Origin of the sequence: Streptomyces sp. NPDC046862 (genome assembly GCF_040704615.1) — a bacterium.
In the GTDB taxonomy this organism is placed as follows: domain Bacteria; phylum Actinomycetota; class Actinomycetes; order Streptomycetales; family Streptomycetaceae; genus Streptomyces.
On the sequence record NZ_JBEYXP010000041.1, the window covers coordinates 58395 to 81203 of the forward strand.

The window sequence follows — 22809 nt, forward strand, 5'->3', positions numbered from 1 at the left end:
AGGAAGAAGGAAGGAGGCCAGGCTCATGCGCAGCAAACTCGTCCTGCACGCCGTCGACTCGCACACCGAGGGCATGCCCACCCGGGTGATCACCGGCGGCATCGGCACCATCCCCGGCGCCACCATGAACGAGCGGCGGCTGTACTTCCGCGAGCACCGCGACGACATCAAGCAGTTCCTCATGAACGAGCCGCGCGGGCACGCGGCGATGAGCGGCGCCATCCTGCAACCGCCCACCCGCCCCGACTGCGACTGGGGCGTCGTCTACATCGAGGTGTCCGGCTACCTCCCCATGTGCGGACACGGCACGATCGGCGTGGCGACCGTGCTGGTGGAGACCGGCATGGTGGAGGTCGTCGAGCCGGTCACGACGATCCGCCTCGACACCCCGGCGGGCCTGGTCATCGCCGAGGTGGCCGTCAAGGACGGCCACGCCACCGCGGTCACGCTCCAGAACGTGCCGTCCTTCGCCGTCGGCCTCGACCGCAAGGCCACGCTCGCCGACGGACGCACGGTGACGTACGACCTCGCGTTCGGCGGCAACTTCTACGCGATCCTGCCGCTGGACGAGTTCGGGCTGCCCTTCGACCGGGCCCGCAAGGACGACATCCTCAAGGCCGGCCTGGCGCTGATGGACGCCGTCAACGCCGAGGACGAGCCGGTCCACCCCGAGGACCCGACCATCCACGGCTGCCACCACGTCCACCTTCTCGCCCCCGGCTCGACGGCACGCCACTCACGGCACGCGATGGCGATCCACCCCGGCTGGTTCGACCGCTCGCCCTGCGGCACCGGCACGAGCGCGCGCATGGCGCAGCTCCACGCGCGCGGCGAACTCCCGCTGCACACCGAGTTCGTGAACGAGTCCTTCATCGGCACCCACTTCACCGGACGGCTCCTCGGCACCACCGAGGTCGCCGGCCGCCCCGCCGTCCTGCCCAGCTTCACCGGCCGCGCCTGGATCACGGGCACGGCCCAGTACCTGCTCGACCCCGAAGACCCCTTCCCCGCGGGCTTCGTGCTGTAGGCAGCGCCGGTAATCTCCGGTGACCGAAGGGGGACGCCGCCCCGGACGACCCCAAGGAGGACGATCGTCATGGCCCCGCAGCACAGACCCGCCCTGCCCGTGCTGGGCGGCAGGAAGCCCAGCTACCGGGAACGGGTCGCGGACGCGCTGCGGGCCGCGCTGATCGCCGGCGAACTCCGGCCCGGCGAGGTGTACTCGGCCCCCGGCCTCGCCGCCCGCTTCGGGGTCTCCGCCACTCCGGTGCGCGAGGCCATGCTCGACCTCGCCAAGGAGGGCCTGGTCGACACCGTCCCCAACAAGGGCTTCCGGGTCACCGTCGTCTCCGAGAGGCAACTCGACGAGTACACCCACATCCGTTCCCTGATCGAGATCCCCACGACGGCCGCGCTCGCGACGACCGCCGACCCCGCCGACCTGCAGGCACTGCGCCCGCTCGCCCAGGAGATAGTCACCTCCGCCGCGACCGGCGACCTCATCGCCTACGTCGAGGCCGACCTCCGCTTCCACCTGGACCTGCTGTCCCTGGCCGGCAACACCCACCTGGTGGAGGTCGTACAGGACCTGCGCCGCCGCTCCCGCCTGTACGGCCTGACGGCACTGGCCGAGGCGGGAAGACTGCGGACGTCCGCCGAGGAGCACCTGGAACTTCTGGACGCGTTGGTGGCACGCGACACGGAGGCGGCACGAAAGGTGATGACCCAACACCTGGGCCACGTCCGAGGCTTGTGGGCGAGCACGACCTAGTCAGGCTTGTGCGGGCGCGCGGGGCCGCATGGGGAACGAGGACGCCTGCCACTCGAAGTCGAGGGCCTGGGCCGTGAGTTCGCCGGTCGGTCCCGTAGCCTGGGAACCATGTTGCGCCGTTTGCTGGCTCTGTCGTGGGTGCACACGGCGTACGACATCGCCATCGCGGTGCTGGTGTTCCTCATGACCTGGCGCTACGACCAGACGGACGACCAGCTCATCGGGTGGGCGATGGCCCTGGCACTGGTGTTCCGGCGGCGTCGGCCGATGACGGTGATGACCCTGGTCGCGGGGCTCGCGCTGGTCCAGTACCTGGTGGCGTCCGACGTGGCCGCGTACGACCTGGCACTGCTCATCGCGATGGTCTCTGTGGTCACCCACACCCGGACGATGTGGCACGCCTACGCGGCGGGTGCGATCGTCCTGCTGGGCGCGGTGGTGGCTTTCGGCGGGCTGCTCCCTGGTGCGCAGGCGACCGAGCAGTTCGGCGACATCATCGCCTTCGGCGGTGTCTGCGCGGCCGTATGGATGACCGCCATGGTGCTGCGGACCCGTCGGCTGTACGTGGCCACTCTCGAAGACCGGGCCGCCACGGCCGAACGGGAGCGCGAGCACCTGGTGCGGCTCGCGGCGGCCGAGGAACGCGCCGAGATCGCCCGGGAGTTGCACGATGTGGTGGCCCACAGTCTGGCGGTGATGATCCTGCAGGCCGACGGGGCCGGGTACGTCCTCAAGTCGGACCCCGACCGGGCAGGTACCGCGCTGAAGGCGATCGGGGACACCGGCCGTGACGCGCTGGAGGACATGCACCGGATCGTGCGGGTCCTGCGCGGCGGCCGGGCTCCCGGCCAGGACGAGACGGCGGACGCGGACGCCGGTCGCCGCCGGGTCTCGCTGGACGATCTGGAGACGGTGGCCGAACGTGCCCGCGCCGCGGGGCTGGAGGTCGCCCTGGAGATCGAGGGTGACCGGGGCGGGCTGTCGACGGCGGACGAACTCACCGTTCTGCGCGTCGTGCAGGAGAGTCTGACCAATGTGCTGCGGCACGCCGGTCCCGGCGCGAAGGTCACCATCACGCTGGGGTTCGGCCAGGACGTGGTGGTGATCGGTGTGGTCGACGACGGAGCCGGCAAGCTTGCCGGCTCAGGGCCCGCGGCGGACCGGGGCACCGGCGGGAACGGCCTGGTGGGCATGCGGGAGCGTGTGGAGGTGTCCGGCGGTGGTTTCACCGCCGGGCCGCGCCTGGGCGCGGGTTGGCAGGTCGAGGCGAAGCTGCCGGTGAGCCGACAGGCCGACAAGCCGGTCAGAACGACGGGATGAGTGAGATGAGCGGGCCGATACGTGTGGTCGTGGTGGACGACCAGCCACTGATCCGTGCGGGATTCGCGATGGTGCTGGCCGCGCAGAGCGACATCGACGTCGTGGGTGAGGCGGAGAACGGCGCGGACGCCCTGACGCTGCTGGCGGGCACCACGGCGGATGTCGTCATCATGGACATCCGCATGCCCGTCATGGACGGAGTGGAGGCGACCAAGCGGCTGAGCCGACTCCCGGATTCACCACGGGTGTTGGTGCTCACCACCTTCGACACCGACGAGGACGCCTTCGCCGCGCTGCAGGCCGGGGCGAGCGGCTTCCTGCTGAAGAACACCCCGCCCGAGGAGGTCGTGGGGGCGATCCGTGTCGTGGCGGCCGGCGAGTCCGTCGTGGCGCCGCGCGTCACCCGCCAGCTCCTCGACCGGTTCGCGGGCAAGCTGGCGCCCACGCCCCGCCACGACGAGCGGCTGGACCTGCTGACCGGGCGCGAACGAGAGGTCCTCGAGCTGATCGCCGAGGGTCTGTCCAACAGCGAGATCGCCTCCCGGCTGTTCATCGCGGAGGCGACCGTGAAGACCCACTTCGGAAAGATCCTCACCAAACTGGCCCTGCGCGACCGGGTGCAGGCCGTCATCTTCGCCTACGACTCCGGCCTCGTGGCCCCCGCGGGCTGACCGGCCACCGGCGGGGCGGGCTGACCGGCCACCGGCGGGACGAGGCCGGACTGCGACTGTGGTCGTAGTCCAGCCCTCCCCTCCCGGTCGCAGTGGCACGGCGCGGAGATCAGGTTCTGAGCCGATGTGCCGAGCTGCCAGGTCTCCGAGAATTACCCGTGTTGATCGACGAACGGTCGACAAACAACTCGGAAGAGATTCTCGGAGGTCGTCATGAATGCTGTCGCAAACCCCCGCAAGAACAAGGGAATTGTTTTCGGCGCGGTCGCGCTGCTTGTTTCCGCGGTGGTCGCGGCGGGGGCCGGATACTTCTGGTGGAAGGAGCGCGAAGAGCCCAGCCAGGCGTCCAAGGCCGACTGCGCGACGGCGCAGCGACTGGTCGACTCCACGAAGGACATCCCCAGCGACAAGGCAGGCATCGAGAAGTGGGAGAAGGCCGCGCAGCAGGGCAGGGCGCAACTCAAGGACGGATACCTCGCCGCCCCCATCTCGAACTACCAGTCGCTGGCGGCCATGAAGGCGAAGGGTGAGGCGCCCCCGACCGACAAGCGGGTGCTGCAGCTGTCGGACCAGGCCAACGAGCACTGCGCGGACGCCCTTGTCACGCTCACCTTCCCTCCGCTCGCCTCCTGACGCTCGCTGTCGCCGGAAGGGACGAGGAATTCACGGCTATGACGCAGGGAACGGAAATGCTCGCGACCGGTATTGAGGGAATCGCCGCGGCCGTTGATCTGGTGAAGACCTATCAGCAGGGCGGGACGGAAATCATGGCACTCGACCATGTGACCGTCGGTTTCTCCCGTGCGCGGTTCACGGCCATCGCGGGCCCCTCGGGCTCGGGCAAGTCGACGCTGATGCACTGTCTGGCCGGGCTCGACTCGGCCACCTCAGGCCAGGTGCTCCTGGACGGCACCGAGTTGACCGGGCTGTCCGACCGGGCTTTGACCCGGGTACGGCGGGACAAGGTCGGCTTCGTCTTCCAGTCCTTCAACCTGCTGCCGCAGCTGACGGCTCTGGAGAACATAGCGCTGCCCGTCACCATGGCCGGCCGGAGCCTGGATCACGACCTGCTCGACCACCTCGTCGGCGTGCTCGGCCTCGGTGACCGGATGACCCACCGGCCCGGCGAGCTTTCCGGCGGCCAGCAGCAGCGCGTGGCGCTGGCCCGGGCCCTGGTGGCCCGGCCCGCCGTGGTCTTCGCCGACGAGCCCACCGGCAACCTGGACTCGCGCTCGGGCACCGAGGTGCTCGACTTCCTGCGCCGCTCCGTGCGCGACCTGGACCAGACCGTGATCATGGTGACGCACGACCCGCGTGCCGCCGCCTACGCCGACCGTGTACTCGTCCTCGCCGACGGACGCGTCGTCGACGACGTCGACACAGCCACCGGCGCGGATGTCACCCGGGTACTGCAGATCACGGGGAGGGCCGGATGAACCCCTCCTGGCGCGCGAGCGTCCTCGGATCACAGCTGGCCGAACTGCTCCGGCGGCCCGGCCGACTGGTGACGACGGGCCTGTCGGTGCTGGTGGCCGCCTTCGTGGTCTTCGCCACGGTCATGGCCCAGCAGATCACCACGAACACCGTCCTCGACCGCTTCCGCGGCACACCCGAGGCCGTGAGTCTGATCGCGACCACCGACGGGTCGTCATCCCCGATCAGCGATGCCGTGCTGAAGCGGATCCGCGCGCTGCCCGCCGTGGCCGAGGCCGCCGGCCGTGTGCAGGCCGGCGCACCGATCGCCGGTCCGTCCGAGCGCTACCTGCAGATCTACTCCGACCCCGGCACCGGACCGCTGTCCCAGGCCCGGCTCATCAAGGGAAGGTATCCCGACGCCGCCGGGCAGATCGCGGTCAACAGCCGGGCCGCCGAAGAAGAGGGGCTCGCCCCGGGCACCCGCACGACCCTGTTGCTTCCCGACCCCGAGCACGAGGGAAAGACCGTCAAGGTCGCCGCCACCGTCACCGGCGTGGTGAAGAGCACCACGACTGCCGAGCAGCAGCCCGGCGGGTACACCACCGACGCGTACGTCGCGCGTTTCGCGGATCTGCCGGGCTTTGCGCGGGTGGACATCCGCGCCAAGAACGGTGTCCCGGAGAGCGAGCTGTCCCAGCAGGTGCGCGCCGTGCTCGACAAGGCGTCCCTCGCCGCGGCACTCAAGACCGGCAGCGCCGTACGCGCCCAGGAAGCACGCGAGGCCGTGGGAGGGGACCTCGAGGAGGTCTTCCTGCTCATCTCCGTGTTCCTGGCCGTGGCCGTGGGGGCCGCGGCGCTGGTCGCCACCTCGACGTTCCGTATCGTCTTCACGCAGCGGCTGCGGCAGTTGGCGCTCCTGCGCGCCATCGGCGCCCCGCAGCGCCGGCTGATGACCGCACTCGCCGTCGAGGGCGCCCTCGTGGGCGTGGTCGCGGGCTCGCTCGGTGTGCTGATGGCGCTGGCCGCCGGACACCTCGCCCCGCCGGCCGGCCGCCTCCTCGCGGGACAGGAACTGTCGACACCGGGCTTCCCCCTGCTGTACGCCGTGCTGGTGGTCGCCGGAACCGTGCTGGTGACGGTGTGCGCGGTCCTCGCCCCCGCCCTGTCGGCGGCCGGCGTGTCACCGCTCCAGGCACTGCGCGCCGCCGGCACCGTCACCTCCGAAGGCCGCATCCGCTCCGCCCGGCTCGTCACCGGAATCGTCCTCGCCGCGGCGGCCGCGGGGCTCGCCGCCCTGCTCCTCGACCAACTGCCCCAGCCGGGCCAGGAGGACTACGACCGCGACTTCGCGATGCTGGTCACCGTCGCCTCGGCGACCCTCGCCTTCCTGGCGCTCATCGCCCTGGGCCCGCTCCTCGTCCGCCCCGTCCTGACCGTGGCCGGATGGCCACTGCGCCGGCTCGGCACCACCGGCGGGCTGGCCGTCAGCGGCGTCGGAGGCACACCGCGCCGGGCCGCGGCCGTCTCCGTCGTCGTCGCCCTCGGTGTCGCCCTGGTCTCCGGAGCCCTCGTCGGCGTCGCGTGCCTCACCGGCTACGCGGAACGCACCGCGGCCGTCGAGGCGCCCGCCGACTTCCGGGTCGCGGACGACGGCAAGGGCCTGGACCCCACCGTCGTACGACAGTTCGCCGCGTCGCCCCAGCTCGCCCATGTCACCAGCTACCGCACCCTCCTGGTCGCCGTCGGCCCCAAGGAACAGCGCACGGAGATCGAGGTGTCGGACCTGGACCCGGACGCTCTGCCCACCGGCAGGTCCATCGACACCGCCACCGGCTCCCTCGAGGACCTGGGCCCGGGCAGCGCGGTCGTCTCGTCCAAGGTGGCCGACCTCCTCGGTGTGAAGGCGGGCGACACCCTCACCCTGCCTCCTCCACTCGCGGCTTCGCTCAAGCGGGGGGACTCCCGTCGCCGCGGCGACATCCGGCTGAACGTCGCCGCCACGCTGCCCGGTGAGGGCCCGATCCTCACGGACGTGCTCGTCGCACCCACCGATCTCGACCGGATGGGCGCCTCCAAGAACGCGAGCGGCATCCTCGCCGACGCCGCCACCGAGGGCTTCGCCGCCCGCGGCAAGGCGCACCGGGCACTGGAGGCCACGATCCGTGAACACGACCTCGACCCCGACGGCGTCAGCATCAGCGTCCTGGCCGAGGGCCGGGACGGGAACCGGGACACGATCCGGTTCATGGGCACCACCGCACTCGGGCTCGTCGCCCTGACCGTCCTCATCGCGGTCGTCGGCGTCACCGCCACCACCAGCCTGACCACGATCGAACGCACCCGCGAGTTCGGACTCCTGCGCGCTCTGGGACTGGGCGGCGGCGCACTGCGGCGGACCATCACCATGGAAGCCGGTCTGTACGGCGTCCTCGGCGGCGTCCTGGGTCTGACCCTCGGCATCCCCTACGCGTGGCTGCTCGTCCGCATCGCCGTCACCGACGCACCCCTGCGACTGCCCGGCGGACAACTGCTGGTGGTCTTCGCCGGCCTGGCGGCCCTCACCGCCCTGGCCGGCCTCCTGCCCGCCCGCCGCGCCACCCGCATCACCCCGATGACGGCATTGGGCAACACCGAATGATCCGAAGGCCGAGCGGCCTTGGTGTCTCTGTCCTGTCGAGCGGGTTACCCGGGTGTGTAAGGACGAACGAGCCCTGACGGGACAAACGAGTCCTGACGGCAGGCACCCGACGTAAGGAGACCCGATGGCCCCGCCCCGGAACCGCGCACAGGACACCCGCAAGGGAGAGGGAAAAGGCCACACCGACCGTGAGGGACCGAGCGGCCGCGCGTTGCTCACGGACCCGCTGAGCAACAAGGGCGTCGCCTTCACCGAGGAGGAGCGGGAACGCCACGGCCTGGTCGGGATGCTGCCGCCCGCGGTGCTTTCGCTGGAGCTCCAGGCGCGCCGCGCCTGGGGGCAACTGCGGGCGCAGCCGGACGACTTGGCGAAGAACGTGTACCTGGAGCAGCTCCACGACCGTAATGAGGTCCTCTATTTCCGGCTGCTCTCCGACCACCTCACCGAGCTGCTGCCGATCGTGTACGACCCGACCGTGGGCGAGGCGGTCAAGCGCTACAGCCACGAATACCGGCGGCCGCGCGGCGTCTACCTGTCCATCGACCGCCCCCAGGACATCCGCCCGGCGTTCCAGGCGCTGGGCCTGGGCCCCGACGACGTCGACCTGCTGGTGGCCACCGATGCGGAGCAGCTCCTCGGCATCGGCGACTGGGGTGTCGGCGGCATGCAGCTCTCGGTCGGCAAGCTGGCGGTCTACACCGCCGCCGCGGGCATTCACCCGGGGCGGGCCATCCCGGTGATGCTCGACGTCGGCACCGGAAACCAGGCGCTGCTCAACGACCCGCTGTACGTCGGCAACCGTCACAACAGGGTGCGCGGCGAGGCCTACGACGCGTTCGTCGCCGCCTTCGTGGAGGCCGTGGGCGAGTTGTTCCCGCGGGCGCTGCTGCACTGGGAGGACTTCGGCCCCGGCAACGGCCGCCGTATCCTCCAGCAGTACGGCGAGGAGATCCGCACGTTCAACGACGACATGCAGGGCACCGGAGCGATCACGCTGGCCTGCGTCATGAACGCGGCACGGGTCACCGGCACGCCCCTGCGGGATCAGCGGATCGTGGTCTTCGGCGCCGGGACGGCGGGCGTGGGCATCGCCGACCAGGTGCGTGACGCCATGGTCCGCGACGGACTGGACCACGAGGAGGCCACCCGCCGCATCTGGTGCGTGGACCGCCAGGGCCTGCTGCGGCAGTCCACCGAGGGACTCCGCGACTACCAGCAGCCGTACGCGCGGCCCGACGACGAGTGGCCCGACGACAGGCCGGCCGACCTGCCGGGCGTGGTGGACCGGGCGCAGCCGACCGTGCTGGTGGGAACGTCCACCCAGCACGGGGCCTTCACCCAGGACGTGGTGCGCTCCATGGCCCGCCACGTGGACCGGCCGGTCGTCCTGCCGCTGTCCAACCCCACGGAGAAGATCGAGGCCATGCCGGCGGACGTGCTGCGGTGGACCGACGGCAAGGCGCTGGTCGCCACCGGCATCCCGGTGCCTCCCGTGGAACTGGACGGCACCACGTACGTCATCGGCCAGGCCAACAACGCCCTGCTCTACCCGGGGCTGGGGCTGGGCGCCGTGGTCGCTCGCGCCGAGCGGATCACCGACGGCATGCTCCAGGCCGCGGCGGAAGCCGTCGCCGGCCTCGCCGAGCTGTCGGAGCCCGGCGCCGCCCTGCTGCCGGAGGTGGAGAACCTGCGCACCTCTTCGGCCGTGGTCGCCGCGGCCGTCGCCCGCCGCGCGGCTGAGGAGGGCGTCGCCCGGGCCCGCCTCGACGACGTGATACAGCAGATCCAGGACGCCATGTGGCACCCCGAGTACCGCTGACCGAAGGAGGCAGGGCCAGTTCCCCTGCCCCAAACCTCACTTTGAAACGGACATCAACTCACGAACCGCCCACTTGGGAAGCCGCCCCAACCTCCCGCTTGGCCGCCTGAACCTGCTCGTACACCCGCGTACGCAACTCGGCGAACCGCGGAGCGACCCGCGTGTGCAACTGGTCCCGTTCATCCGGCAGATCGACCTTCAACTGCTCCCGCACCACGGTCGGTGACGAGGACAGGATCAACACCCGCTCTCCGAGATACACGGCCTCATCAATGTCATGGGTGACGAACAGAATCGTGATCCCCCGCTGGCGCCACAACCCCCGCACGAGATCCTCCAAGTCGGCCCGCGTCTGCGCGTCAACCGCCGCGAAGGGCTCGTCCATCAACAACACGTCCGGCTCGTACGCGAGCGCCCGAGCGATGGCCACCCGCTGCTGCATACCGCCGGAGAGCTGCCACGGATACGAGCCCGCCGCCTCCGCGAGATCGACCGACGCCAGCGCGTCCGCGACCAGCTCACGCCGCCGTCCCTTGCTCAACCGCTTCTGCCTGAGCGGGAGTTCGACGTTGTCACCCACCCGCATCCACGGAAACAGGCTGCGCCCGTACTCCTGGAACACCACCGCCATGCCGGGCGGCGGCCCGCTCACCGGCCGCCCCTCCAGCAGGACCTCACCCGAGGTGGGCGTGAGCAGCCCGGCGACGCACTTCAGGAGCGTCGTCTTGCCGCACCCCGACGGGCCGACCAGACAGACGAGTTCACCCGCGTCGACGGTGAACGTGAGGTCCCGCACTGCCTCCACCCGGCGCCCGGAACCCTCGTAGACCTTCTTCAGGCCGCGTACGTCGAGCATCGACCGCCCCTCTTCGAGGTTCTTCTCGGGCTTTCTCTCGGACTTCTTCTCGAACTTCACGACGACCGCCGGGAGGACGCGCGCAGACCGTGGTACCAGCCGAGCACCCGTCGCTCGACCAGTTGGAAGACGACCGACAACAGGAAGCCGAGGAGGCCCAGGACCAGGATGCCGGTCCACATGTCGGGGATCGCGAAGGTGCGCTGGAACTGGACGATGCTGAAGCCGAGCCCGTTGCTGGCCGCGAACATCTCGCTGATCACCATCAGGATGATGGCGATGGACAGGGCCTGCCGCAGCCCGGCGAAGATCTGGGGACTGGCCGAGCGCAGGACCACGCTCCTGAGGCGGGTGACACCCGTGATGCCGTACGAGCGTGCGGTCTCCGCCATCACCGGGTCCACCGCCCGTACGCCCTCGACCGTGTTGAGCAGGATCGGCCACACACAGCCGCTCGCGATCACGGCGATCTTCATGGTGTCGCCGATGCCCGCGAACAGCATGATGACCGGCACGAGGACGGGCGGTGGGACGGCCCGCAGGAACTCCAGGACCGGTTCGCACACGGCGCGCACGCGGCGGTACGAACCGATGACCGTGCCCAGCGCGACGCCCACCACGGCAGCCGACGCGTAACCGGCGAGCAGCCGCAGCACACTGGGGACGACGTCGGCGCGCAGCCGTTCGCCCGTCCACACGTCGGGGAACGTGGTGAGGATGGTGCGCAGCGGCGGCCAGTACACGTCGGTACTGCCGGCGGACGCGAACCACCAGGAGACCACCAGCAGCAGCGGCAGCGCGACCACGAGGATCAGCCGCAGGGCCAGCCGCAGAGCCAGGCGCTTCACACCACCAGTCGCGCCACGGGTCGCACCAGCACTCACACCACCACCTCCCCGCGCACCGACTGGTGCCAGGCCAGTGCCCTGCGCTCCACCGTCCGCGCGCCCACGTTGATCAGCAGCCCGAGCATCCCCGTGACCACCACCAGCGCGTACATCTCCGGTACGGCCTGCGAGGTCTGGGCGACCGCGATGCGCTGGCCCAACCCCGGTGCGCCGATGACGAGTTCGGCGGTCACCGCCAGGATCAGGGCCACGGCGGCGGCCAGCCGGACGCCCGTCATGACGTACGGCAGGGCCGTGGGCCACAGGACGTGGCGGACCCGGGCCCAGGTGCCGAGACCGTAGGAGCGGGCGGTCTCCTCGGCGACCGGGTCGACGTCCCGGACGCCGTACAGCACCTGGATCAGCACCTGCCAGAACGACGCGTACACCACCAGCAGGAGCACCGAGCGCAGTTCCGTGCCGTAGAGGAGGACGGCGAGCGGGATCAGCGCGACCGACGGGATCGGACGCAGGAACTCGATGGTGGAGGCGGTCGCCTCGCGCAGGTACGGCACGACCGAGATCACGCCCCCGGCGAGGATCCCGGCCGTCACCGCGATCACCAGGCCCAGCGCCCAGCCGGTGAGCGTGTCGCCGAGCGCGGTCCAGAACGCCTGGTCGCCGAGCTCGTTGACGAGGGCGTCGGCGACCCGGGTGAACGGCGGGAAGTAGTCCTCGGAGGCGACGCCGGACCGCGAGAGCGCCTCCCACAGCGCCAGGAAGCCCACGAGCCCGGCCGAGCCGAGCGCGAGATCCGTCAGGGCCGGCTTGCTCACGGAAGCAGTGTGTCCAGATCGGGGCTCTTCTTGAAGAGGCCGTCCGCCTGGCCCAGTTCGGCCAGCTTCTCGATCGAGGCGCGGTTCGGTTCGGCGGGCCAGCGCGGCAGGGTCGCCTTCTCCACGACCGCCGCCGGGATCTTCGTGTACGTGGTGACGATCTCCCTGGCCTCGTCGGGATGCTCGTTGGCGTAGGTGAGGGAGTCCGCCATGGCCTCCTGGAACCTCTGCACCAGCTCCGGGTTCTGCTTCGCGTACTGCACCGAGGTGAAGTACATCGAGACGGTGAGGCCCTTCGCGACGTCGACGAGGGGCGAGGCGATCTCGCTGCCTCCCTGGCTCTTGATGGTGGTGAGGGCGGGCTCGACCACCATCGCGGCGTCGACCCGGCCGCCCGCGAGAGCCGCGGGCATCTGGTCGAAGGCGAGCTCGGTGAACTTCAGCTTGTCCGGGTCGCCGCCCGCCTTGCGCATGGTCTCGCGCACCGCGGTCTCGTTGATGTTCTTGAGGGTGTTGACGGCGACCCTCTTGCCTTCGAGGTCCTTCGCCGTCTTGATGGAGCTGCCCTTCCTGACGGTGAGGGCGCCGAAGTCCTTGCCCTCCATGCCCGTCGAGGCGGAGCAGTTGGCGACGGCCTTCACCGGCACGTTGTTGCTCTGGGCGATCATCAGCGAGGTCATGTTGGAGAGCCCGAACTGGAACTGACCGCTGGCGACGCCCGGCACGATCGCCGCACCGCCCTGGGCCTGGCTGAGTGACAGCTTGATGCCGCGTTCCTTGAAGAACCCCTTCTTTTCGCCGAGGTAGAGAGGGGCGACATCCATGATGGGAACGATGCCGACCTTGATGGTGGTGGTGCCGCCGGAGGCCTTGTCCGACGACCCGGGGGAGTCGGACGAACCGCAGGCCGTCACGGTGACGAATAACGTGCCGGCGGTGAGGCCGATGAGCAGACGACGCATGAATCCCCCTAGTGGGACAGCTCTTCGACGGGCTGTGCGCAGGCCGCACAGGAGTGCTCAGCGGGAACCTAGAACGCTGTCGGGTACCGGTCAATGCCCTTTGCCCGCAAGGTCGTTGACAGTTGTCGAAGCGTGCTCTTAGCGTGCGCAGAGCGCGCGTCCCGTGCGTCCTCGTGGAGGCGACGATGTCCGCTTCAGTACGCGAACCGCACTTCGTCCGGTCCTTCGAGCGTGGGCTCGCGGTCATCCGCGCCTTCGACGCCGACCACCCCGCGCTGACGCTCAGCGACGTCGCCCGCTCCTGCGATCTGACCCGGGCGGCGGCCCGCCGCTTCCTGCTCACGCTCGTCGACCTCGGGTACGTCCACACCGACGGCCGGCTGTTCCGGCTCACCCCGCGCGTGCTCGAACTCGGCTACGCGTTCCTGGCCGGCTTCACCCTGTCCGACCTGGCCGCGCCGCATCTGGAGCAACTCGTCGCGCGGGTGAGGGAGTCGTCGTCGTTGTGCGTCCTGGACGGCGACGACATCGTGTACGTGGCGAGGGTTCCCACCCGGCGCATCATGACCGCGGCGATCACCGTCGGCACCCGCTTCCCGGCCCATGTCACCTCGGTGGGCCGGGTGATCCTCGCGCACCTGCCGGACGAGGAGATCGGGGCCCTGCTGGCCCGCGCCGACCTGCGGCCCCTGACCGCCCGCACGATCGTCTCCCCGGAGCAGCTCCGGGCGGAACTGCGGCGGGTACGGCGTCAGGGGTACGCCGTCGTCGACCAGGAACTGGAGGAGGGACTCAGGTCGATCGCCGCCCCGGTGCGGGACCGGGACGGGGAGGTGGTGGCGGCCGTGAACATCCCCGTGGCCGCCGGCCGCGACTCCCTGGAGTCCGTGCGCCGTGACCTGCTGCCGCATCTGCTGGCCACGGTCGCCCGGATCGAGGGCGACCTGTGGGTGGCGACGGCGGCTACAGGTCGAGCACCAGCCGCTGTCCCCGGCACCGGGACACACAGATGAGCATGGTCTCCCCGGCCTCGCGCTCCTCGTCGCTGAGCACCGAGTCACGGTGGTCCGGAGTGCCCTCGAGGACGTCCGTCTCACAGGTCCCGCACGTGCCCTCGGTGCAGGAGTAGAGCACCTCGACACCCGAGGCCCGCACCGTGTCGAGGACGGACACGCCCACGGGCACCGTCAGGGTCTTCCCCGTGCGCTCCAGCACGACCTCGAACTCGCTGTCCGGGCCGCTCTCCTGCTCCTTCGGCTGGAACCGTTCCACACGCAGCACCCCGCCCGGGCACCGCTCCTCGACCGCGTCCAGCAGTGGGCCCGGGCCGCAGCAGTACACCAGGGTCCCCTCGGGCACGTCGTCGAGCACCGGGCCGAGATCGAGCAGCCCGGTCTCGTCCTGCGGGGCGACGGTGACGCGGTCGCCGTACGCGGCCAACTCCCCGGTGAAGGCGATGGAGTCGCGCGTACGGCCGCCGTACAGCAGCGTCCACTGGGCACCGGCCGCCTCCGCCGCCGCCAGCATCGGCAGGATCGGGGTGATGCCGATGCCGCCCGCGACGAAGCGGTAGCGAGGGGCGGGTTCGAGCGCGAAGTTGTTGCGCGGCCCGCGCACGCGGACCTTGTCGCCGTCCCTCAACTCCTCGTGGACGTAGGCGGATCCACCGCGCCCGTCCGGCTCGCGCAGTACGCCGATCCGCCAGGTCAGCCGGTCCGCCGGGTCCCCGCACAGCGAGTACTGGCGCTCCAGGTCCGGGCCGAGCAGCACGTCGATGTGCGCGCCCGGCTCCCAGGCGGGGAGCTGTTCGCCCAGCGGATGGCGGAGGGTGAGGGCGAGCACGCCGTCGGCCGCGGACTCCCGGCGGTCGACGACGAGTTCGGCTTCGTACACGGTCATGAGCTGTTTCCTCGCGGCTCGTGCCCTTGGGGGTGGGCGAGCATCCACTCCCACATCTCGACGGGGTCCTGCGCGGTGTGCTCGCGGCCGCAGTGACAGGTGCCGTGCAGGACGTCCGTGCCGGGCAGCCAGTCGATGCGGTAGATCTCTCCGGTGGGTGATGTCACTGGACCTTCTCCACGGGCTTCGCGCCCTCCTCGACCAGCCGGGCCAGGATGCGGCGGGCGGCGAGGCCGCCGGTGTCGATGTTGATGCTCAGCTCCTGGTAGCCGGTGCGCTCGCTGCCGAGCGTCTTCTGCAGCAGGTTGAGCGCGGTCACGTCCTGCATGACGACCGTGTGGTTGTTGTTCCGCAGGAACTCGGTGACCTCGTCGTCGTCCGTGGCCCAGTCGCGCGAGACCATCCAGAAGTCGTACACCTTGCCGTCGGCGGACGGCGTGATGGCGTACGTGACCTCGGTGTGGAAGCCGTTCGGGTCGCTGCCGTCCGGCTCGGGCAGCACGCCGACCGGAGCGACGCGGCTGTGCAGCAGGTACAGGCACGGCGCGTGGTACTCGATGTCCTGCCAGCGGTTGATGCGGCCCTCGATGCCGGTCGACCTGGCGTAGAACGGCGGGCATTCGGCGTCGTCCATGTGCCGGCTCACCCGCACGATGCCCGCGCCCTCGTCGACCTCGGTGGTGATGGGCGTCTCGGCGACCTCCGGGGTGCCGATGTAACCGCCGTGCAGGTACGTCTCGTGGGACAGGTCGAGGAGGTTGTCGACCAGTAGCCCGTAGTCGGCGTCGATCGGCTCCATGCCGCGCACGGTGACCCAGCCGGGGGAGTCGAGGTGCCTCGCCCGCGGGATGGCGTCCGCGTCGGCGAGGGCGGGGTCGCCGATCCACACCCAGATCAGCGAGTCCTGCTCGACGACGGGGTACGAGGCGACGCGAGCGGTGCGCGGCACACGCTTCTGCCCCGGCACGTACACACAGGTGCCGGTCGTGTCGTACGTGAAGCCGTGGTAGCCGCACACGATCCGGTCGCCGTCGAGGCGGGTCGGGGCCTCCGACAGCGGGTAGCGGCGGTGCACGCACCGGTCGTGCAGGACGACGGGCGTGCCCTCCTCCTCGGTGCGGTAGAAGACGAGCGGCTCGCCCAGGATCGTACGGCCGAGCAGCTCGCGGCCGACCTCGTGGGAGTAGGCGGCGACGTACCACTGGTTCTTGGCGAAAGCAGTCATGTGCGGCATGAGCGGGTCCCGTCATCCTCGACGTCGTGTTGGAAACACCATGACGATGTCGCCTTCACCCCGGCAATAGGACTTCCGTGGGACGGAAACCCCCTGGTCAGCCGCTTACTGCCAGCCATGTGGTATTCAGTTCGCTTCACCGCTCCGGCCGAGACCGGAACAAGTGCCCTTGTGGTCCTGCGCTCGCGGGGTCGAATCGGGGTCGAATCGAGCATGTTGACCGTTCCACGGGTCAACGCGCCCTCTTGCCGCGATAGTTAGCCTCGCTTCGTGACGGAGTCTTTCACATTAGGGGCGGACCGGGTCAAGTCCCCCTGATGGGTTGGTCGTCAGGCGGCGCGTTTCTGGGAGGTGTCCGACGGAGCGGAACAATCCGCTGAACGTCGTGACGGTCACTCCCTCCACGGCCCGCGGCGGATGGGCGTAGGTCTCCCACGTCTCGGAGAACCTTGCGTGCCTGCTCAGAGCCTGCACAGTCTTCGGGTCGTGCCGGCCTGACGCGCCAAGTTGCGATGTGTAGAAGTGCTTTAGGTCATGGAACCGGGTCTCGGGCGGCAGCCCGGCTATCCGGACGGCAGTGCGCCACTTTTCGTTGAAGTCTCGGCCGGAAACCGGGCGGCCGTGGCGGTTCGTGACGATCAGCCCCTCGTCTGGCGGCGGAGTCCAGCCTCGTCGCCGACGGTCGCGCTCGGTGCGGCGGCTCACCGGTGCTAGCTGGGGGAAGCGTTCGATGTGCTCCTTCAGCTTCTCGATAAGGAAGGCGTCGACGGGCAAGGTTGCTGCGCTGGCCTTGGTCTTTAGCTTGGCGGCCTTCCCACCTTGCCGTTGTTCCTCGACGTACAGGAGTCCTTCCGCCCACTCCACAGACGTCTTCTTGAGGCCGATGGCTTCTCCTTCGCGGAGACCCGCGCATGCCGCGATCCACACGAAGACCTCGAACCGCGGCTCAACCTGTCTCATCGCAGCCGCTAGACGATTGACCTGCTCCGGGCTCAGCGAAACCTTGACGCGTTCTTCCACGTCCGGCAGCTCGATACGAGAGACGATGTTTGCTGGCAGTGGAACGTCCTCGTCGATCATATAGTTGACGAGGATTCGCCAGGTTTTGAAGATCTGGACACCATAGACACCTCCGACGGCGGGTTGGTCGATCAGGTAATCCACTAGTGCCATGCTGTGCTTGCGGCGCAGCGTCTTGGCGATGTGCTTCCCAAGGAACGGAATGATGTGGACGCGGATGTGCGTGTCGTACGTGTCGGTCGTGTTCTTGTTCTTGTTCCTCTTTCTCCGGCGTTCAAGGAATTGGTTGGCGTAGAATTCAACCGTTTCGTTCCCGAGGTCCGGATCGACCCAGCTGCCGTTGCGGATCTGCACCCGGACTTCGTCCAGGTGGTCGCGGGCTGCCTGCCAGGTGTCGAACGCCGGACGTCGGGTCTTGCCGTTCGGGTCCGTGTAGCGTGCCTGCCACTGCTGGCCGCGGCCGTGGTCAGCTGATGGGTACAGTGGTTTCCTCTTCGTGCCGCACTTGCAAGGCACGTCGCCGTGTTTCGGGAATTTCTTGTGCCACCGATCGAACGGTGCATCGGACTCGGCCATATGCCCCTTCCGTGGGAGAAGTCCATCCTTTCTCAGCCCGTTGCGCTTAGGGATCCAGCGGTTTGGGTGAGTGAGCGAGCTCACCCCTCTTGATGCGCTCGAAAAGCTCATTGACCTGCTTCTCGCTATAGCGCACCCGGCTGCCATTCCTGTTTCCTCCCCGGTTGTCTCCTGGACCGGGTCGGTAGTACGGGCCAAGAGGATAGGCGCGCAGCAGGCCGCGATTGGTCCACCGGCGCCGTGTTGAAGGTGAAATGCCAAGACGGTGTTCCACCTCACGGGGCATCATATAGCGATCTACGGAATCCGAATGAGGGGTTTCCGGTGCCATATTTGACTCGCTGATTGGGACACCCGAGCCCGCTATGTCTGATGAACTCGAAGCCGAAACTTTCGCACTTCTGAACCTGGCATCCGGCAAGACTGCGCCTCCTGTAGCCACGTCTCTCCACCCGTGGTGGGTTGGGCTGGGCGCCGTACTCGCCATTCGAGTGCGCCAGAGCCATCCATCTACAGGTGTTTATGGACAGGAGTGACAGTAACCCAAGTGATCCAGAAGTGACAGGCGTGATTCGACTTGTCTGCCCGCTTATATGCTTGAATGTCGTAAACACATGTAGAGAATTGGACGTGAGGTGCCTGGCTGTGCGGCGTTCAGGCGGGCTTGGTGAGCTGCTGATGCGACGACAGAAAACGCCAGCTGGCCACTGACGGCGGACGCTCTTGCGGAGCCGACAGTCAAGTAGATGAAGAGGGACTCCTTGTAGCGCTGCGCTGCAAGCGCGGGGTCCCTGCTCTTCGGGAGCGCTGTCTAGGAGTCCGAGGGCAGATGCCGGGCCGTCGAGTTGCCGACGGCCTGGCATGGGTCGTGTGCAACAAGCAGTCCGCGGACGGGCGATTCGTGCTCGCCCGCTGCTCTGCTATCTAGGCCAAGGAATGGGGGGCTCTTTCCCGGTTCTCACTGTCCGGGGAAGGGGTCATGGTCAAGTGGTCACAGCAGGCGCTGGCGACGTGGCGTTCGGCTTCGTTAGGGGAGGCTGATGTCCCGAAAAGGCCAGTATCAGACATTGGCAGCTTAGAGTCCCCATTGGGAGTGATTGCCGCAATGTGTGCTCTGTGGCAATATGTGGGTTGGGATGCTCTATGGCGACTTTGTCTCTAGGCTACGGCCTTCCAGCCCCACGGCCGAGGGCCCGCAAGCCCACGCACGCATGCGATTCGGTATCTCGCTTGCTCCAGCATTGCGGAATCGTCGTTGGCCGTCTGCAGTGCGAACGATGTAAGCCGAAGTTCTCGAATGTCCCGGAGTGTCGGGTAGCCGGCCCAGTCCATCACGTCGTGGCCGTACGCCTCGCAGAACTTTGCGTACGCGGGGCGGGAGAGCTTCCCAAACGTATCCGCCGCTACTGCGGTCGACGTTAGATCCCACTCCGGGGGCCCCACCGCAGTGCGCTCAAAGTCCAATAGAAAAGCGCCGCTTGATGTAACAGCTGTGTTGCCGCCCCAAGCGTCCCCATGGATTACGCACCGCTGCAGGCCTGGGGGTAGCTCGGTCCATGCCGCCTGGAGCTCCGCAAGCCGCCGGAGGAGCCATTCTTGATCTTCTTGACTGACGAACTGAGCTGAGTTGATACGATCTGCGATCCGCACGAAGGGGGCTATCTCTCCCAGAGCCAAGGGCGGGATCGGCAGCTCATGCAGGCGACGTAGCAGGGGGGCAAGGTCTGACTCGTCTCCTGCACGGTGTGATGGTAGCTCTTCCCAGAATGTCGCTGTGCGCCCGTCGACGGTTAGGGGCTGCTCCATGTCCAGTGGACGTACAGCTGGCACGCGGTTCTTCGCCAGCCATCGCGTGACGTGTACTTCGCGGGCCGCTGCGGCAGATTGTCCTCGACGGGCGACACGCACGACGACTTGCCCGGGCAGGCGCCATAGGTCGTTCTCGGCCAGCCGGATGGGCTCCGCGCCGTCTGGATTGAGGCCGGCCGCCTGCACGATCTTCTCCAGGACACCGAACGACTCTTGGATGCGGGAAGGTGTCATGCCTGAACAGTAGTGCGGATACGTTCGCGCAGATCAGCGACTCCCGCATTGCGGCTGCGGGAAGCCGCAATGCGTCGCAACTCCTGTACGTCGTCAATGGCCCGTTGCGATCGAAGGCGCCCAACCTCGTCTAGCGCACGGTGACCGACCGTCACGGCTTCCTGCGGGTCGCCGGTCGCCATTCTGAGTGACGCGAGCTTCGTTCCGGAGAGTGCCCGAGATCGAACGTATCCATCTCCGTGCTCATCGATCGCGACTTCCAGCCGCCCGGCTGCCGCAGTTGGAGGGTGGCCGGCGAGAAGTGTCAGATCGAAGAGCGCGTGGCCTGTGTCGCCGTGATGTTGTGCGCGGTCGTAGTAGCTCATCCAGGGGGCGTCTTCGCCCTTCGTGGCTTGAGCGAAGATCTCATCCGAACGACCAACGGCTCGAACCGCATCATCGATGTGCCGCATCTTTGCGTGGGCTCGGGCGCGCGCGTTGTGCAACATCGCCTGTTCCTTCGGTGTCAGGCGATCAGACCTCACCAGACCATTCTCAGCGTAAGTCAAGCCGTCGTCAGGTTCTCCAACCCAGATCGCCTGACGGGCCAGCCAGTTCATCCCTGACGCTCGAAGATGCCAGTTTCCAGCATGTTCGGCGCATTTCACGCCTTCGCCCAGGTAGTACCGGGCATCGTCGTGTTCGTATGCATCAAACGCACTCGCCCCCATGACGATGGCGAGGCGACCAACCGCCGTGAACAGCTGTGGCTCCAGCTGGCCGGGGCATCGAACGTCGAGTAGAGACGTTGCCCACCGGTAGAGGCCGATCGACGCACTGCGGACCAGGCCTGCCCCTCCATAGAGGTTGTCCCACTGGGCAAGAAGAGTCGATGCCGTCCATACCTGCTCAATGTCGTCTCTACGGATAACCTTCGGCAGCGCGGCGTTGCCTACCCCCGCGGCTCCCAAGGAGCTAAGTACGGCGGCACCGCCAACAAGGAGCGTTCGACGTTCCACGTCACTCCCATCGACTTCGGTGTGCGGCTTCGCTCCCAGCATGCCCAGCGCGACTGGGTTCGAGGCCCGTTCGAGTGGGTCAGACTGAGGCTTGTCCGCATCACGGCCCTGGTTGTCCGCATCAGCTTCGACGCGTCGCCAGAGCCTTCGCAGTGCCCCTCTTGCGTCAAGGGCATCATCCAACGAGGCCGCGAGATCGGCGTTGCACGGGCGCTCTGCCTTCTCGATCCGCTGGATAGAGGAGCCGCTGAGGTGCACTAATGCGCCGAGGGCGGTTGTTGAGAGGCCTCGGACTTCACGCCAGGTTCGTAGCTCCACACCGAACCAGTGCGCCATGGACTGCGAGTCATCGAGAGGCCTTGGCTTCTGTGGCATGACGTCCCCCTCAACAGTCGGATGCGGACAGTTTGCCGCGCACAGGCACTGTCCGCATCAGCATCTCCGAGGAACGAATTGGCCCTCTGCGGAGCTGCGAACAGGCGCGATCAAGGCCGTTCATTTTTCAGTATGGGTCACAGTGACTGGACGCCAACTGACTTGACGTAGTGTCAGATTATTGCGTCAGGTCATAGCTGCGAATGGTCGGCAACTGGACAGGCTTGACGGTGCGACGAGCTCCTCAACACCTTCGGCCCGGCAGCCGAAGGGTGCCGGGCCGAAGGGGCGATACGAGTGGCGCTGCTACGACCCGATCTCTCCCCGCTGCACCGCCCTGATGAACGACCCCCAGGCGTCGCCTTCGAAGGTGTGGTGAGGGCCAGCTGGATCCTTCGAGTCGCGCACCTTCACAGACGTGGCAGCGAGGAAGGCAGTCTCTACGCAGTCGGTTGACGGCTGGCCGCTATAGCTGCTCTTGAACCAATTGAGCTGTTCGTTCACTTGTCTTCCTCGTTAGGCTCGCAGGTGCTTCTTGCGGGCCTCGGCGATCATCTCTGCCGAGGACTCTGTTGAGAGGGCTTCGGTGTGCAGGTAGTCGAACGCTGCCGAGTACAACCGACGCTCCTCGTCCTGTTCTAGGTACAGCGAACCGGAAGTGTTCTCTGCGTAGATGACGTCGAAGTTGGGGTCGGAGGCCCCGAGGATCATGAAGCCCGCCAGTGCCGCGGAATAAGCTCCTTGGCCGAACGGCAGCACCTGCATAGTGATGTCTGGATGCGAGCCACGTTCGAGCAGATGGTCGAGTTGCTCCGCCATGACCTCAGCTCCTCCGACGCATCGGCGGAGGACCGACTCATCCAGGAGGACGTGATACCGGGGCCCGCGTGGCTGATCGAGCAACTGTTGTCGGCGCATACGAGTGTCCAGGAAGGCTTCGACCTGCTCTTGAGGCAGTTCGTAACCCGGGGTGCCCTTGATCGATCGGGCGTAGCTGCTGGTCTGCAAGAGTCCGGGAACAATGCTTGAGGCGAACTGGCGGATGCATGTCGCCTCGTTCTCCAGTGCGATCAACATGCTCAACGGGCGTGGCAAGGAACCTGCGCCCGGTACCCACCATCCGTCTGTGGCCTTGGACGTCTTGGCCAGTTCGACCAAGGCGTGGCGCTCTTCGTCTGAAGCCCCGTAGGCCCTGCAGAGTTGGTCGACTTGGTTCCAGCGGACGTTTCCCTTGCTGGTCTCGTATCGGCTCACCGTGGCCTTGGAGACGCCGGCGCGATCCCCGGCTTCCTCCGCTGTGAGCCCCGTGGACCTGCGCAGCTCCAGCAATCGACGTGCCAAGTCCCGGCGGCGAGTCGTCGGGCCAGGACCTTGAGTTGGTTCGACGGCTCGTCTTGAGCCGTGCGGCTCGTCGGTCATGCGGACCCCCCTCGGGACATCGTGCTTCCAGTGTCAGCTTCGGCCTGCGGTAGCCACAAGGAAGTTACACGGCGGAACAGCCGCAGCGTTACGAGCCTGGCAAATCGCGGATCGCTCATGCGGACACTT

21 protein-coding genes are annotated in these 22809 nt (G+C 68.1%); 9 read left to right on the forward strand and 12 right to left on the reverse strand.

From position 1 onward, the window contains the following. Positions 1-25: 25 nt before the first annotated feature. The 8 genes from AB0959_RS35900 (at position 26) to AB0959_RS35935 (ending at position 9635) form a co-directional block, all read left to right on the forward strand. Positions 26-1027, forward strand: coding sequence for a proline racemase family protein (locus AB0959_RS35900; RefSeq protein WP_366830929.1), 1002 nt, complete (start codon positions 26-28; stop codon positions 1025-1027). A 69-nt stretch (positions 1028-1096) separates the two neighbouring features. Further along, positions 1097-1771 (forward strand): GntR family transcriptional regulator, encoded by a 675-nt coding sequence (locus AB0959_RS35905; RefSeq protein ID WP_366830930.1) that lies wholly within the window; start codon positions 1097-1099, stop codon positions 1769-1771. A 108-nt stretch (positions 1772-1879) separates the two neighbouring features. Beyond that, positions 1880-3091, forward strand: coding sequence for a histidine kinase (locus tag AB0959_RS35910; RefSeq protein ID WP_366830931.1), 1212 nt, complete (start codon positions 1880-1882; stop codon positions 3089-3091). 5 nt (positions 3092-3096) lie between these two features. After that, entirely contained in the window at positions 3097-3762 is a 666-nt protein-coding gene (locus tag AB0959_RS35915; RefSeq protein ID WP_366830932.1) for a response regulator transcription factor, read from the forward strand. A gap of 213 nt (positions 3763-3975) precedes the next feature. Then, positions 3976-4395, forward strand: coding sequence for a hypothetical protein (locus AB0959_RS35920; protein ID WP_366830933.1), 420 nt, complete (start codon positions 3976-3978; stop codon positions 4393-4395). 38 nt (positions 4396-4433) lie between these two features. Next, positions 4434-5198 carry an ABC transporter ATP-binding protein gene (locus tag AB0959_RS35925; RefSeq protein WP_366830934.1) on the forward strand — a complete coding sequence of 255 codons (765 nt, stop codon included), beginning with the start codon at positions 4434-4436 and terminating at the stop codon, positions 5196-5198. Beyond that, complete coding sequence (locus AB0959_RS35930) at positions 5195-7816, forward strand: FtsX-like permease family protein (protein WP_366830935.1); 2622 nt, start codon at positions 5195-5197, stop codon at positions 7814-7816. Before AB0959_RS35925 ends, AB0959_RS35930 begins: the two co-directional genes overlap by 4 nt. A gap of 124 nt (positions 7817-7940) precedes the next feature. After that, positions 7941-9635: an NAD-dependent malic enzyme gene (locus AB0959_RS35935; RefSeq protein ID WP_366830936.1), complete on the forward strand. Its 1695-nt coding sequence runs from the start codon at positions 7941-7943 to the stop codon at positions 9633-9635. A 58-nt stretch (positions 9636-9693) separates the two neighbouring features. On the opposite strand, the gene AB0959_RS35940 is transcribed toward AB0959_RS35935, so the two are convergent. The 4 genes from AB0959_RS35940 to AB0959_RS35955 are packed head-to-tail and all read right to left on the reverse strand — an operon-like array spanning position 9694 to position 13116. After that, complete coding sequence (locus AB0959_RS35940; protein WP_366830984.1) at positions 9694-10491, reverse strand: ABC transporter ATP-binding protein; 798 nt, start codon at positions 10489-10491, stop codon at positions 9694-9696. A 56-nt stretch (positions 10492-10547) separates the two neighbouring features. Then, a complete protein-coding gene (locus AB0959_RS35945) occupies positions 10548-11330 on the reverse strand; it encodes an ABC transporter permease subunit (RefSeq protein ID WP_366830985.1) in 783 nt (260 codons plus the stop codon). A 41-nt stretch (positions 11331-11371) separates the two neighbouring features. Next, the gene (locus AB0959_RS35950) at positions 11372-12154 is read right to left on the reverse strand and encodes an ABC transporter permease (protein ID WP_366830937.1); all 783 of its coding nucleotides are present in this window, start codon (positions 12152-12154) and stop codon (positions 11372-11374) included. Then, positions 12151-13116: an ABC transporter substrate-binding protein gene (locus AB0959_RS35955; protein WP_366830938.1), complete on the reverse strand. Its 966-nt coding sequence runs from the start codon at positions 13114-13116 to the stop codon at positions 12151-12153. Before AB0959_RS35955 ends, AB0959_RS35950 begins: the two co-directional genes overlap by 4 nt. 185 nt (positions 13117-13301) lie before the next feature. Here AB0959_RS35955 and AB0959_RS35960 point away from each other — a divergent pair, with 185 nt between their 5' ends. Then, positions 13302-14129 (forward strand): IclR family transcriptional regulator C-terminal domain-containing protein, encoded by an 828-nt coding sequence (locus AB0959_RS35960; protein WP_366830939.1) that lies wholly within the window; start codon positions 13302-13304, stop codon positions 14127-14129. Here AB0959_RS35960 and AB0959_RS35965 read toward each other — a convergent pair. The 8 genes from AB0959_RS35965 to AB0959_RS36000 form a co-directional block, all read right to left on the reverse strand. Continuing rightward, positions 14080-15015, reverse strand: coding sequence for a PDR/VanB family oxidoreductase (locus tag AB0959_RS35965; protein WP_366830940.1), 936 nt, complete (start codon positions 15013-15015; stop codon positions 14080-14082). The two genes, AB0959_RS35960 and AB0959_RS35965, sit on opposite strands and share 50 nt — an antisense overlap. Then, the gene (locus AB0959_RS35970) at positions 15012-15182 is read right to left on the reverse strand and encodes a hypothetical protein (protein ID WP_366830941.1); all 171 of its coding nucleotides are present in this window, start codon (positions 15180-15182) and stop codon (positions 15012-15014) included. Before AB0959_RS35970 ends, AB0959_RS35965 begins: the two co-directional genes overlap by 4 nt. Continuing rightward, positions 15179-16249 carry an aromatic ring-hydroxylating dioxygenase subunit alpha gene (locus tag AB0959_RS35975; RefSeq protein ID WP_366830942.1) on the reverse strand — a complete coding sequence of 357 codons (1071 nt, stop codon included), beginning with the start codon at positions 16247-16249 and terminating at the stop codon, positions 15179-15181. Before AB0959_RS35975 ends, AB0959_RS35970 begins: the two co-directional genes overlap by 4 nt. A 288-nt stretch (positions 16250-16537) precedes the next feature. Beyond that, positions 16538-17845, reverse strand: a complete 1308-nt coding sequence (locus AB0959_RS35980) for a site-specific integrase (protein ID WP_366830943.1) — start codon at positions 17843-17845, stop codon at positions 16538-16540. Positions 17846-19003: 1158 nt separating this feature from the next. Then, positions 19004-19888 carry an aminoglycoside phosphotransferase family protein gene (locus tag AB0959_RS35985; RefSeq protein ID WP_366830944.1) on the reverse strand — a complete coding sequence of 295 codons (885 nt, stop codon included), beginning with the start codon at positions 19886-19888 and terminating at the stop codon, positions 19004-19006. Beyond that, positions 19885-21222, reverse strand: a complete 1338-nt coding sequence (locus AB0959_RS35990) for a helix-turn-helix transcriptional regulator (RefSeq protein WP_366830945.1) — start codon at positions 21220-21222, stop codon at positions 19885-19887. Before AB0959_RS35990 ends, AB0959_RS35985 begins: the two co-directional genes overlap by 4 nt. Before the next feature lie 345 nt (positions 21223-21567). After that, complete coding sequence (locus AB0959_RS35995) at positions 21568-21765, reverse strand: DUF397 domain-containing protein (protein ID WP_366830946.1); 198 nt, start codon at positions 21763-21765, stop codon at positions 21568-21570. A 12-nt stretch (positions 21766-21777) separates the two neighbouring features. After that, on the reverse strand, positions 21778-22680 hold the full coding sequence (locus AB0959_RS36000; RefSeq protein WP_366830947.1) for a helix-turn-helix transcriptional regulator: 903 nt from the start codon (positions 22678-22680) through the stop codon (positions 21778-21780). Between the last annotated feature and the right edge of the window lie 129 nt (positions 22681-22809).